Raw genomic sequence first — 13,447 nt, 5'->3', positions numbered from 1 at the left:
TCCCTAGTCTTCGCGAATCGCATACCCCGCGCCCCGAATGGTGCGGATCACGTCAGGCATGCGGCCATTGTTGACCGCCTTGCGCAGCCGGCCGACATGCACGTCCACGGTGCGCTCGTCGATATAGATCGTTTCGCCCCAGACATTGTCGAGCAGTTGGCTGCGCGAGAACACGCGGCCGGGATGTCGCATCATGAATTCGAGCAGGCGGAACTCGGTCGGCCCGAGCCGGATCTCGCTTTTCTTGCGGTAGACCCGGTGCGATTCACGGTCGAGCACGATGTCGCCGACCTTGAGCACGCTGGACAGAACTTCGGGCTTGGCGCGGCGCAGCAGCGCCTTGACGCGTGCCATGAATTCCGGCGTTGAGAACGGCTTGACCAGATAGTCGTCGGCGCCGGTGGAGAGACCGCGCACCCGGTCGCTTTCCTCGCCGCGCGCCGTCAGCATGATGATCGGCAGCCGCTCGGTCTCGGGCCGCATCCGGAGACGGCGGCAGAGCTCGATGCCGGACACCGCCGGCACCATCCAGTCGAGCACAAGAAGGTCAGGGACATTCTCCTGCAAGCGGATCTCGGCTTCGTCGCCGCGCGTCACCACCTCTACCTGATAACCCTCCGATTCCAGATTGTAACGGAGCAGCACACCCAGCGGCTCCTCGTCCTCCACCACCATGATGCGTGGCGCGATCATCGACTGGTCACCCCTGCCGTCAAGCCGCTGGCGCCGACATCGCCGTCTCGTCCTGCTTCGGGCGATTGGCGGGCAATTGCGTGCCGGTCAGCACATAATAGGCATTTTCGGCAATGTTGGTCACGTGATCGCCGATGCGCTCGAGATTCTTGGCGCAGAACAAAAGATGCGTGCAGGCGGTGATGTTGCGCGGATCCTCCATCATGTAGGTCAGCAGCTCGCGGAAGACCGACGTGTATTTGACGTCGATGCGTTCATCGTCGGCGCGCAGCTTCGCAAGTGCCGCGGCATCGCGCGCCGCATACTCCTCGATCACGCCTTGCACCTGGATCAGCACAAGCTGCGCCATGGCGTCGATGGAGTGCGACAGGTCGCGCGGCGTGGCGGCAAGGCCGACGGTGCCGACGCGCTTGGCGATGTTCTTGGCGAGATCGCCGATGCGTTCGAGATCGCCCGCCATGCGGATCGAGCCGACGACATGGCGCAGATCGTCCGCCATGGGCTGCCGCTTGGCGATCAGGGTGATGGCGCGGTCGTCGAGTTCGCGCTGGCGCGCGTCCATGATGGCGTCGTCGGAGACGACGCGCTGGGCGAGCGCGTTGTCGGAATTCAGGAGCGCCTTGGTGGCGCCGCCGACCATCGATGAGGCGAGATCGCCCATGTCGCGGATCAGCCTGCTGATCTGTCCGAGATCTTCGTCAAAGGCTGCGACTGTGTGTTCGGCCATGATCTTGGTCCTCGTATGCCTGGGATCAGCCGAAGCGGCCGGTGATATAGTCCTGCGTGCGCTTCTCGCGGGGCGATGTGAAGATCTTCTCGGTGCGGTCGAACTCGACCAACTCGCCCAGATACATGAACGCGGTCTGCTTCGACACGCGCGCCGCCTGCTGCATGTTGTGGGTGACGATGACGATCGTATAGTCGGCCTGCAGCTCATCGATCAGCTCCTCGATCTTGGCGGTCGACAGCGGATCGAGCGCCGAGGCAGGCTCGTCGAGCAGGATGACCTCCGGCTTCACCGCCACCGTGCGGGCGATGCAGAGGCGCTGCTGCTGGCCGCCCGAAAGGCTGAGGCCGCTGGCGTTGAGCTTGTCCTTGACCTCGCTCCACAGTGCCGCGCGCTTCAGCGCCTGCTCGACACGGCCGTCCATCTCCGCCTTGCTGAGCTTCTCATAGAGCCTGACGCCGAAGGCGATGTTCTCGTAGATCGACATCGGGAACGGCGTCGGCTTCTGGAACACCATGCCGATCTTGGTCCTGAGCAGGTTGAGGTCCTGCGAGCGGTCGAGGATATTCTGGCCGTCGAGCAGCACCTGGCCCTCGGCGCTCTGCCTCGGGTAGAGCTCGTAGATGCGGTTGAAGACGCGCAGCAGCGTCGACTTCCCGCAGCCCGAAGGCCCGATGAAGGCGGTGACGCTGCGCTCGGGCAGCGACAGGCTGATATCCTTCAGCGCCTTCGACTGGCCATAGTAGAAATTGAGATTCTTGACCTCGATCTTGGCTTTCTCGACCGCGACTTCGGGCGTGTTCAATTCGGTGGACAACATCGGTTTCATCTGTCCTCTCTGCGTCCGGTAAGGCTGCGGGCGAAGATGCTCAGCCCGAGAACCGTAAGGGTGATTATGAGTGCGCCGGTCCACGCCAGCTGCTGCCATTCCTCGTAGGGGCTGAGAGCGAACTGGAAGATGGTGACGGGCAGGCTGGCCATCGGCGCATTGAGATTACTCGACCAGAACTGGTTGTTGAGCGCCGTGAAGAGCAGCGGCGCCGTCTCGCCGGAAATGCGGGCGATGGCCAGCAATATGCCGGTGACGATGCCCGACAGCGCCGCACGGTAGGCGACCGAGCGGATGACCACCCAGCGCGGCGCGCCGATCGCGGCGCCGGCCTCGCGCAGGGCGTTCGGCACGAGGTTGAGCATGTCCTCGGTGGTGCGCACGACGACCGGGATGACCAGGATGGCCAGCGCGACGGCACCGGCGATCGCCGAGAAATGTCCCATCGGCCGCACCAGCAGCTCGTAGACGAACAGGCCGACGATGATCGAGGGTGCCGACAGGAGGATGTCGTTGATGAAGCGCACGACGGTGGTGAGGCGCGAGAAGCGGCCATATTCGGCCATGTAGGTCCCAGCGAGGACACCGATCGGCGTGCCGACGATGACGGCGATGACTGTCATCATGATACTGCCGTAGATGGCATTGAGCAGGCCGCCGGCATCGCCGGGCGGCGGTGTCATTTCGGTGAACACAGAGAGCGAAACACCCGACAGGCCCTTATAGAGCAGTGCGCCGAGGATGAGCGCCAGCCAGGCCAGGCCGATGCCCGCCGCCGTGACGCATAGCGTCATCATCACGGCATTCCTGCGCTTGCGTCGATTGTGAAGCGATGTGGCCGTCGACATCGGTCAGGCTCCCGTGCGGCTGTCCATGCGCAGCAGCATGTAGCGCGCAAGGGCAAGGATCAGGAAAGTGATGACGAACAGGATCAGGCCGAGCGCCACCAGCGAAGACGTATAGAGATCGCCGTCGGCTTCGGTGAACTCGTTGGCGATGGTCGCCGAGATCGTCGTGCCGGGCGCGAACAGCGAGGCGCTGATGCGGTGGGCGTTGCCGATGACGAAGGTTACCGCCATGGTTTCGCCGAGCGCGCGGCCGAGGCCGAGCATGACGCCGCCCATGATGCCGACGCGGGTATAGGGGATGACGACGCGGCGCGTGACCTCCCAGGTCGTGCAGCCGATGCCGTAGGCCGATTCCTTCAGCACCGCCGGCACCGTGTCGAAGACATCCTTGGTGATCGAGGTGATGAAGGGCAGGACCATGATGGCAAGGATCAGCGCCGAGGTCAGAAGGCCGATGCCGTAGGGCGGGCCGGCAAACAGGCTGGAGAGTCCCGGCACGTCGTGGAAAAGCTTGATGATGAAGGGCTGCACCGTCGTCTGCAGGAACGGCGCGAACACGAACAGGCCCCAGATGCCGTAGATGATGGAGGGTATGCCGGCAAGCAGCTCGACGGCGATGCCGATGGGGCGCCGGAGTGGCCGCGGGCAGAGTTCGGTAAGGAAGATGGCGATGCCGATGCCGATGGGAACGGCGATCAGGATGGCGATGGCGGCGGTGACGATGGTTCCGTAGATCGGGGCCAGCGCTCCGAAATTCTCGGTGACCGGGTTCCACGATTCGGTCGTCAGGAAGGAGAACCCGAATTTCGACAGCGCTTCCCACGAGCCGGCAAACAGCGAAATCGCCACGCCGCCGAGGATGAGCAGGACGAGGATGGCGGAAAAGCGTGTCGCCGTCCGGAAAATCGTATCGGTGAGCGCGAAGCGTCGGACCGTCGCTTCCCTGGCCCGCATGGCGGCCGACGATGGCATGGCTTCGGAGACGGCGGTCATCTGGCCCTCGCGTTTCAAGGAAGACAGGGAGGGCGCCGTGAAGCGCCCTCCTCGTTCAGCAGGGATTACATGGCGGAATAGAGCGGCTTGCCGTCTTCGCCGACGATGTCCTTGGCCCACATGTCCTCGACGCTCTTGACGACCGCGTCGGGGATCGGAACGTAGTCCAGCGCTCCGGCCATGTCGTCGCCCTTGGCGTAGGACCAGGCGAAGAACTTGAGCGCTTCACCGGTCGCCGCCACGTCGCCGGGCTTCTTGTAGACCAGGATCCAGGTCGCCGACGTCATCGGCCAGGATTCGGCGCCCGGCTGGTTGGCCAGGATGACGCCGTAACCAGGCTGCGAGCTCCAGTCGGCATTGGCCGCCGCCGCCGAGAACGCCGCCGCCGTCGGCTCGACCTTCTTGCCGTCCTTGTTGATCATGTCGGCATAGGTCAACTTGTTCTGCTTGGCGTAGGCGTATTCGACATAGCCGATCGAGCCACCGGTCTGCGAGACGTTGTTGGCGACGCCTTCATTGCCCTTGGCGCCGATGCCAACCGGCCATTCGAGCGCGGTGTTGACGCCGACCTTCGACTTCCAGTCGGCGCTGACGTCGGCCAGGTAGTAGCTGAAGTTGAACGTGGTGCCCGAACCGTCGGAGCGATGCACGACGGCGATCGCCTGGTCGGGAAGCTTGACGTCGGGATTGAGCTTGGCGATCGCCGCGTCATTCCAGTTGGTGATCTTGCCGACGAAGATATCGGCCAGCGTCGGGCCGTCGAGCACCAGTTCGCCCGGCTTGATGCCTTCGAGATTGACGACCGGAACGATGCCGCCCATCACCATCGGGAACTGTGCAAGTCCGGTGGATTCGAGATCCTCGCCCTTCAGCGGCGCATCGGAAGCGCCGAAGGTGACGGTCTTGGCTTTGATCTGCTTGATGCCGCCGCCCGAGCCGATCGACTGGTAGTTGAGACCGATGCCGGTCTCCTTCTTGTAGGCATCGGCCCACTTCGCATAGATCGGGTAAGGGAAGGTGGCGCCGGCACCGGAGATGTCAGCTGCCATTGCCGCGGAAAGGGTGAGGGTGGACGCCGCAGCCATTGCGATCGCAACGGCCGCCGAGCGGATGAAATGTCTCATATGGCCTGCTCCTGTTCGGAAGATGGTCTCTCGGCGCCATTCCTTGCCAGCGCCCGCTGAGGCCAATAGCGTTCGATTATAACAGTCGCATGACAGTTTCGTGTCAGCCCGGTAACGCGTCGCCGGCGCTTGGAAAGGCGATGGCGATTAGCGGCTGCGGCATGGCGCCGGTTTGCCTTCGGGAATCAGGGACTTGCGCGATCCGGCCACCCAAACAGCCATCGGATTCGGCATGGATCGCTGATCGAAGAAAAGCCGGACGGGAGCGCGTTGCTCGAGGCCAGAGGATGTCTTGGCCGGGCCATCGCCAAAAACAGGTCCGTTGGGGTAGATTGACGCTGCTTCATACTGGCGGTCGCTGCTCCCGCCCGTAACTAGAAGAGAGCGGAAATTCGATGCCGTCATTGTCCCGGCTGGACGCAGGCTTTGATATGGTGCGATCGCACCATAGTCTTGCTCGAAGGGCTGCAGCCGGCCCCGGGTGATTCTCGCCGCAATCCGGCCGAAGGCGCAAAGTCTATCCCGCGTTGCGCCGGGCCTGGCGACCGGCGCCGACCCAGCGCTCGACCTTTTCGAGCAGGGCCCTGGGGCTGATCGGCTTGGGCAGATAGTCATCCATGCCGGCGTCCAGGCAGCGTTCGCGATCGCCCTTGAGCGCATGCGCGGTGACCCCGACGATCGGCACATGCGTGCCGGTTTCCTCTTCCAGCCGGCGGATGGCGGCGGTTGCCTCGAGCCCGTTCATCTCCGGCATCGAGACGTCCATCAGGATCATGCACGGATTGAGCCTGCCGAAAGCGTCCAGCGCCTTGCGGCCATTGCCGACGATCTCGAAACCGTAGCCGGTCTCGCCGAGGATCTGGGTGAAGACCATCTGGTTGACCTCATTGTCCTCGGCCACGAGGATGTCCAGCCGCTGCTCGCCGCCAGTCGCGGCAAGCCGAGGCCTGACCGGCGGCGGCTGCAGCAACGCGCGTTGCCCTGCCGCCGGTGGCGGTGACTGCGGATTGTTCCCGCCGCCTCCCTCGACAGCAAGCGGCCGGGCGACATCCGTGGCGTGGCGATGCCGCTGGATGGTGGCGACCAGCGTTTCCAGGAGCACCGAGGAGCGTGCGGGCTTGATGAGTTGGGCATCAATGCCGAGATCGCGGTAACTGGTGTTGGCCAGCGACTGGTCGACGGAGGTCAGCATGATGATCGGCGTGTCGGCAAGCCCGGCGGTGTTGCGCACGACACCTGCCATCTCGGCGCCGCTCATCTCGGGCATCTGATAATCGAGCACGACGCAATCGACCGGCACGCCGTAGGCGGCGGCCGCGATCAGCACTTTCAGTCCCTCGGCGCCGCTCTCGGCCGCGCAGGAATCGAAGGTCCATGACGTCATCTGCTCGGTCAGGATGGCGCGGTTGACGGCATTGTCGTCGACGATCAGCACCCGCGCGCCGGTCACGTCCACCGGCATGATGCGCTGCGCGTTCTGTTGTCCGGCCCTGGGCAGCGTGACCGTGAACCAGAAGGTCGACCCCTTGCCTTCGGCGCTTTCCACGCCGATGTCGCCGCCCATCAATTCGACCAACCGCGAGGTGATCGCGAGCCCGAGCCCAGTGCCCTCATGCCGCCTCGTCGAGGAGGTGTCGACCTGGCTGAATTTCTCGAACACCTGTTTCAGCTTTTCCTCAGGGATGCCGATCCCGGTGTCGGTGACCGAGATCGTCAGCCTGGTTCCGTCCGGCACACTTTCGCCGGTGACGTCGACGAGCACATGGCCTTCTTCGGTGAACTTCACCGCATTGCCGAGCAGGTTGGTGACGATCTGCCGGATGCGGCCGACATCGCCGATGAACAGGCTTTCGAGCCCAGGCTCGATGCGCACGATGAGCTCGAGGTCCTTTTCCTTGGCCCGCGTCGACACCAGCGTCGCCACGTCCTCGATCGCCTCGGCGAGATTGAAGGGGGCGGGATCGAGCACCAACTGGCCGGCATCGATCTTGGAGAAATCCAGGATATCGTTGATGATGGTGAGCAGCGCGTTGCCCGATTTGACGATGATGTCGGTGAAGGTCTTCTGCTTCGGATCGAGATCGGATTTGGCCAGGAGTTCGGCCATGCCCAGCACGCCGTTCATCGGAGTGCGGATCTCATGGCTCATATTGGCGAGGAATTCCGACTTGGCGCGATCGGCAAGTATGGCGCGTTGGCGCGCCTCGCGCAGTTCCGCCTCGCGCAGCTTCAATTCGGTGATGTCGGTGGTCGACCCGATCAGGTAGAGCGACCCGTCGGACGCGATCATCGCGCCCTTGCGGGCGAACTGGTGGCGCACGCTGCCGTCCGGGAGCATCACCGTCTCCTCGACCTCCTGGGTTTCGCCGCTGCGCAGCACCGCGAGGTCGCCATTGACGAAGGCTTCGCCGTCCGGCCCGAAAATTTCGATGTCGGTCTTGCCGATCGCGTCCTGCTTGCTGAAGCCGGTGAGATCGCACCAGCCCTTGTTGACGTAGAATTGCCTGAGATCGGAGCGCTTGGCGTAGATCGACACCGGCACGTTGTCGATCAGGCTGCGGAACACCTCGTTCTCGCGCATGCTTTCTTCCAGCGCCCGCTCGCGCGCCTTGACCTCGGTGATGTCGGTGCTGGAGCCGACCAGATGCACCGATCCGTCCAGCGCCACCAGCCGGCTCTTGCGCGTCATCAACTGCCGCACCGTGCCGTCGCGATGGGTGACGGGCTCCTCGACCTCCCTGACGCTGCCCGTGAGGGCAACCTCGGTATCGTCCAGGCTGTAGCTTTCTCCATCCCCGTCGCCGAACAGCTGCCGATCGGTGCGGCCGATAACGTCTTCCTTGGCGAGCCCGGTGATCGCGCACCAGGCCTTGTTGACGAACTCGATGCTGAGGTCCTGCGCCTTGATGAAGGCGGCCACGGGCAGTTCGTCCAGCACGTGCCGGAACAGGTCGATCTGCCGCATCGAATCGTGCAGCGCCTTTTCGCGGCTCTTGATCTCGGAGATGTCGACGCGCACGCCGATGAACGTGCCGTCATCGGTGCGCATGTCATAAACCTGATACCAGCGGCCGTCGGGATTGAGACGTTCGAAGGATGAGTATGGCAGGTGGTAACGGGCGAGGATGCTGTCCAGCCAGGGATCGAGATCGCCATCATAGAGCGCATCGACCCGCGGATCGCCGCTCGAGCGGAAATAGCCAGCCGAATGACCGAGTGCCAGCGCGTCGCGGAAGGTGCGGCCGGGCTGCCACGCCGGCTTCAACGCCGGCAGCGTGTCCTGCATCTTGCGGTTGGCGAAAACGAAATTGTCCTCGCGGTCGTAGATGATCACGGCGGCCGGCAGCGATTCCAGCACGCTGGCCAGGTGTTTGCGGGCGTCCTGCGCCTCGGTCTCACGGCCCTTCATGTCCGAGACGTCGAAGAGGAAGCCGGCCACGTAGTTGCGGCCGCTTACCATTCTAACGCGGTTCTTCCTGACGACGCGCGAGCGGTTGACGCCGTCGACCTCGAAGCTTTCCTCCACCTCGTAAGGCCGCCCGGTCGCCAGCACCTCGCGCTCGCTTTTCTCGAACAGCGCAACCTCGGCCGGCGCGAGAAAATTGCCGCCGGGCTTGCCAAGCATGGTTTGCGGCGTCTGGCCGAACAGGCCCGCAAACGCCTCGTTGACGAAGACGAAGCGCAGATCGTCATCCTTGACGAAGATCGGATCCTTGACGCCGTTGATCACCGCTTCCGCCAGTCGCGCCTTTTCCAGCGCGTCGGCCAGCTCGGCCTCGCGATCCTTCATGTCGGTGACATCGACATAGGAGATGAGCCGCTTGCCGCCGGCCAGCGGGGCCAGCGACGCAACCAGGGTACGCCCGTCATTGCGCGGCAATTGTCTCGAGCCGGCGACGCCGGCCCTGATCTCGGCCTCGCGCTCGGCGGTATGACGCTGCCAGGCAACGTCGTCGGCGCCGTAGGAATCGGCGGCGCGGCTGGCCTCCATCAACTCGCGGAAGCCCGAGCCGATCCCGGCGCGCTGGGGATCGATTTTCCACAAATTGTAGAAGGCCTGGTTGATCACTTCGGCGCGCAGGTCGGCGTCGAGGACCATGATCCCGATCGGCATCGAATCGACCATCGTGCGAAGGTCGGGAAGGCCTCCCGAAGACGCCTCTCCTTGCTGCTTCTGCTCCAGTTCTGCGAAGGCGACGGCCAATCCCGTGACATTGCGTCCAATGCCACGATAGCCGGCGAATTTCCCCTCGTCATCGAAGCGTGGAAAGCCTGAGGTCAGCACCCAGCGGCAATCGGCGCGACCTCCCTTCAGTTCGTAGACAAAGTCACGGAACGGCCGATGCGCTTGCAGATCCTCCAGATGCATTGCCGCGCTGCGGTTGCCGTTCAGGACCTGCTTCAGGAAATCGAAACGGAAGCGGCCGAGCACGGCGGCCGGGTCGATGCCCGTGACCGCCTGGTAGTTGTGCGAAAGCCAGGAAAAGCGCAGCTCGGCATCGGTCTCCCAGATCCAGTCCGAGCCCGTCTCGACCAGCTGGCGTAGCATGGCCAAATCCATGCCTGCGGTGAACGAGGCCGCGTCGTTCACTGTCATTTCGCCCGACCCGCGCTCGCCGCGCACGCCGGCTGTCTCGTTCGCTTCAGCCATGCCGTCCCCACCCCGAATCCAAGGCCGAACCCTCCCTCCGCGGTTCGTCGGCGGAATGTGCCCGAGAAGCATTAACGATCCGCTAACCTTAACAAGCCGTTGCGCACCGGACGGGCCCTGGCCTGCGCCATTGCGCCCGGTTGTCGGCCGGATCGAAGCCGCGCTATAAGCCAATACAGGGGTGTTGCTGATGTTTGGACGGATTGTGCCTTGCTTGCTGAGCGCTGCGCTGCTTTTCGGCAGCGGCTGTTCGCGCAGCTATGACGGCACCGTCGTCATTCCGCGCCCGCTCGATGCCCGGCGTTTCTGGGACCGGCCGCCGCCCAATGTGGAATACGGGCCGTCCGGAATGGAAAACGGCGCTTTTCCGGCGCCGCCACAACCGCCAACCCGGTTTTCCGAGCGCAGGCCCGCGCCGCGCGCCGCACCGAGACGTCATCTTTCAAGAGTTTCGAGGCCACCTCCGCCGTCCTCCGATGAGGAAAAGCCCCTGGCATGCAGGAATGTCAGCGAACCCGGAAAGAGGGTTCGCATGGTCTGCGACTGATGGATGCCACCCAAAACTGACATTGGCTGGGAAACCGGCGCCTACCCCCGGGGCGGATAATCATTCGGCTGGGAAGAAGGCCGGGCCGACTATTCTCACCGGCCGCTTGCCGGCCTCTATCGACTGATGCTGGGCCGCCCCGGAGGCTTCGGCGTCCGCCGCGGGAATTGCCGCGACGCTGCCGAGGTCCGGCTTGGCCGACGGCAAGGGGATGATGGCATTGGTCATGTTTGTGGGCGTTACCGTTCGGGCCCTCAATTCGGCGACCCTGCTGTAGTAGCGTTTTAGGTCACATGCCTTGAAATTGACGTCGTCGCGGTAGCGGAATGCGGTCGGCAGATCGGTGTAGGGCTTGCGCGTGTCGAGAGAGACCATCTTTTCGGTTTCGAGGCTGACGTCGCTGAGCGTATAGAGGTCGACGCCCGGCTCGTCGCAGATGTAGCGGCATTGATCGGCCATATCCTTCACATCGTCGCTGCCGGCGAACTGCGACTTGGGTGCTGGGAAGAAATATCCATCCGAAAGGCGCACGCAGAACAGCATCGCGTTGCCGGCGCCCGTTGCCCTCGCCGCTGGCGCCGCCGCAGACACCGATTGGGTCTTCGCCGCCGCGCGCTTTGCCGCTGGCGCGCAGCCAAGCGCGACAAAGCGTGCCCGCAGCCCCGACATGTCCCGGCCTGAATTAGAGGCCGCAGCGATCTGGCGCTGCACCTCGCTCCTGTTCCTGGCAAGATCGGCGCATGCGTTGAAGAAACCACCGAGGGAATTTTTCGCCGTACACTTGCGCTGCCTCTCGATGCCTTGGATCGCGGCAAGCTGGCGGTGCAACTGGGCAAGCTCGGGGCTCGTGCCGCCGCCACGGCCGGCCGAAGACAACTGATTTCTTATTGCACTGCAACTGTCGGCATAAGAACTGGACATGCCGAGCGCGAGCACGGTCAGGGTGACGAACGCGATCATCATGGGGGACCAGAAACGGATCATCGGAAGGACGCGGTCCTTGTTGCTGAGAACCTGGAATGACAACTCTTTCGACTTCGGTAAGCTTTCGCTAAATGAGTTTTATCTAATCTTTCTAGTCTCCATGCATTGAGAGACTTGTCTTTAGTTTAATAGAAGAACCTCTGTGAATTCAATATTGCATTTTTATTTCAAGGTTGAGACGAACTGCAAAACAATGCAGCCGGACCGACGGCTGGCAGGCCTGCCGAATCACTCCGGCGTTATCGGCATCCGGTCCTGAAACCTTTGTCCGACCTTTCGCGTTGAAGCGCGAAGGAGAACGCAGATGTCGATCCAGGTCACGGTATCGGAACTGACAAGAAATCTTTTTCATTCCCTGGGACTTGATCCGAGGCCCCTGAGCGCCGAGCAAAACCTGCTGCTGGAATGCTATCTGGCCGGGCAAATCCCGGAATCGGCTTGGAACGACTACGTCTTCGAGACACCCGACCTGGCGCGGCACGCCGAGGCGCGGCGTACCAGCCACTGACCGGTGAAGGCGGTGCTGGGCGAGATGGTTTGGTGGTAGTCGCTACCTGAGCGGCTGGCTGGCAGACGTTTTCCGTCAGGATTGCGTAAAAAATTGAAGCGGGATCGGCGATCCGAACGCCGAACGGCTCTAGCGCATTAAGCCGCGGCGCGCCCTGCGCGGAGAGTTGCGGAAAACAGCTATTGGCCGATCTTGGGAGATACGAATTGCAAGGTGAACACGTTGCCGGCAATCCCTTGCGCCAGTTGCGGCGAAAGGCTGAGCGGCGTGCAATTCTTCACCGCGGTCATTGCGGCGTCGATGAACGACTTTCGCGCCTTGTCGTCGCCGGCCACCTTGGCGGCGGTCGGCCGTGGCGGACCAAGCAGCGTGCCGTCGCGCTTGAAGCTGAAGCTCAGAGTGACGATGGAATTTCCAGCATCCGCCGGCGGCGTCCAGCATGCCTGGATCGCCGTGCCGACTTCGTCCATCGTGTTGAGCTGGGCGGCAGCCGACGGGCAGGTGGCGCCAATCGCCAATGCGCCGCTAATCAGGAGCATTCCAGCGGTTCTTTTCATTGCAATTCCTCCACCGTCGACCCTTCCGGCCGCCCGCGTGCGATCGTCAGGATTGATGGTAGGGCTGGAGATGGCAAGGGCAATATGCTTTGGCGAAAGCTCTTGCCGAAAGCATTGGAGGCAGCCCTGCCCGCAGCGGCCGGCCAAAAAACAAAAGGCCGGCAGTGGGCCGACCTTTGTTTTCACCGCAGCGCCAGTACATCCGTGGTCGCGGGTGAATTGTCTCCAATAGACAGATTATAGGTAAACGAAACGTTAATCGAAGCCGCCATGCCATAGCTCCGAGCCCGGCTTTTGCCAGCGCTCCATGCGGTCATATGCGCGCATATGACGAAGCTTCCGCGGAGGCCTTGAACATTGTTTGATGCTGGAGGGATCATCAACGGCTGAGCCGTCGCCTTCTTGGTACGCCCAAGGGGAATCGAACCCCTGTTCCCGCCGTGAGAGGGCGGTGTCCTGACCGCTAGACGATGGGCGCGTTCAAGAACCGGCGATATAGGCTGGCGGCGGAGAAAAAGCAACTGGGGTCCGCCGGCTTTCCCGGGATCAAGAAAAAGCTGGCTGCTGCTAGCGTTTTGGCTCGATCAGGTCCCATAGATTGCCGTGGAGATCGGCGAAAACCGCCACCGTGCCGTAGGGCTCCAAGCGCGGTGGCTCGCGAAATTCGACGCCCTTCGCCACCATCGCCGCATGATCGCGGGCAAAGTTGTCGGTTTCCAGGAAGAGAAAAACCCGCCCGCCGGTCTGGTTGCCGATGCTCTTCCTTTGTGCCTCGTCGGAGGCCTCGGCCGGAAGCAGCCGCGCGCCGCGCCCGCTGGCCGGCGCGACCGTCACCCAGCGCTTGCCGCCGCCAAGGTCCACATTCTCCAGGAGCACAAAGCCCATTCGCTCGACATACCAGTCGATTGCTTCGTCATAGCTGTCGACGACCAGCGCAACGGTGGCGATATGACGGTTTTCGGCAAAGCCGGTCATTGCGCGCCGGG

The 13,447-nt window shown here is 63.1% G+C and carries 11 protein-coding genes and 1 tRNA gene; 1 reads left to right on the top strand and 11 read right to left on the bottom strand.

Annotation, left to right across the window (positions count from 1 at the left end; genetic code table 11):
- Positions 1–3: 3 nt before the first annotated feature.
- From phoB to FJ953_RS21570, 8 genes are all read right to left on the bottom strand, one after another.
- Entirely contained in the window at positions 4–693 is a 690-nt protein-coding gene (phoB, locus tag FJ953_RS21610; RefSeq protein WP_010911896.1) for a phosphate regulon transcriptional regulator PhoB, read from the bottom strand.
- A gap of 19 nt (positions 694–712) precedes the next feature.
- Entirely contained in the window at positions 713–1,420 is a 708-nt protein-coding gene (phoU, locus tag FJ953_RS21605) for a phosphate signaling complex protein PhoU (RefSeq protein WP_140500575.1), read from the bottom strand.
- A 25-nt stretch (positions 1,421–1,445) separates the two neighbouring features.
- A complete protein-coding gene (gene pstB / locus FJ953_RS21600; RefSeq protein WP_140561568.1) occupies positions 1,446–2,249 on the bottom strand; it encodes a phosphate ABC transporter ATP-binding protein PstB in 804 nt (267 codons plus the stop codon).
- A complete protein-coding gene (gene pstA, locus FJ953_RS21595) occupies positions 2,246–3,097 on the bottom strand; it encodes a phosphate ABC transporter permease PstA (protein WP_140500572.1) in 852 nt (283 codons plus the stop codon). The genes pstB and pstA overlap by 4 nt, the downstream gene beginning before the upstream one ends.
- 3 nt (positions 3,098–3,100) lie before the next feature.
- Positions 3,101–4,090: a phosphate ABC transporter permease subunit PstC gene (gene pstC / locus FJ953_RS21590; protein ID WP_140517886.1), complete on the bottom strand. Its 990-nt coding sequence runs from the start codon at positions 4,088–4,090 to the stop codon at positions 3,101–3,103.
- Between the two features lie 65 nt (positions 4,091–4,155).
- The gene (gene pstS, locus FJ953_RS21585; RefSeq protein WP_140517885.1) at positions 4,156–5,214 is read right to left on the bottom strand and encodes a phosphate ABC transporter substrate-binding protein PstS; all 1,059 of its coding nucleotides are present in this window, start codon (positions 5,212–5,214) and stop codon (positions 4,156–4,158) included.
- Between the two features lie 517 nt (positions 5,215–5,731).
- Entirely contained in the window at positions 5,732–9,865 is a 4,134-nt protein-coding gene (locus FJ953_RS21580) for a PAS domain-containing protein (protein WP_181175038.1), read from the bottom strand.
- Between the two features lie 607 nt (positions 9,866–10,472).
- Positions 10,473–11,396: a DUF2865 domain-containing protein gene (locus FJ953_RS21570; protein ID WP_140525468.1), complete on the bottom strand. Its 924-nt coding sequence runs from the start codon at positions 11,394–11,396 to the stop codon at positions 10,473–10,475.
- 304 nt (positions 11,397–11,700) lie between these two features.
- On the opposite strand from FJ953_RS21570, the gene FJ953_RS21565 reads away from it, so the two are divergent.
- Positions 11,701–11,904: a hypothetical protein gene (locus tag FJ953_RS21565; protein ID WP_140500562.1), complete on the top strand. Its 204-nt coding sequence runs from the start codon at positions 11,701–11,703 to the stop codon at positions 11,902–11,904.
- 179 nt (positions 11,905–12,083) lie between these two features.
- Here FJ953_RS21565 and FJ953_RS21560 read toward each other — a convergent pair whose 3' ends face one another.
- The 3 genes from FJ953_RS21560 to FJ953_RS21550 form a co-directional block, all read right to left on the bottom strand.
- Positions 12,084–12,443: a hypothetical protein gene (locus FJ953_RS21560; RefSeq protein ID WP_224519158.1), complete on the bottom strand. Its 360-nt coding sequence runs from the start codon at positions 12,441–12,443 to the stop codon at positions 12,084–12,086.
- Positions 12,444–12,864: 421 nt separating this feature from the next.
- Positions 12,865–12,939, bottom strand: a tRNA-Glu gene (locus tag FJ953_RS21555).
- Between the two features lie 89 nt (positions 12,940–13,028).
- A complete protein-coding gene (locus FJ953_RS21550; RefSeq protein ID WP_140625023.1) occupies positions 13,029–13,436 on the bottom strand; it encodes a VOC family protein in 408 nt (135 codons plus the stop codon).
- Between the last annotated feature and the right edge of the window lie 11 nt (positions 13,437–13,447).

Source organism: Mesorhizobium sp. B2-3-6, from assembly GCF_006442305.1.
Classification (GTDB): domain Bacteria; phylum Pseudomonadota; class Alphaproteobacteria; order Rhizobiales; family Rhizobiaceae; genus Mesorhizobium.
This window is presented reverse-complemented; position numbering and strand designations above follow the sequence as displayed.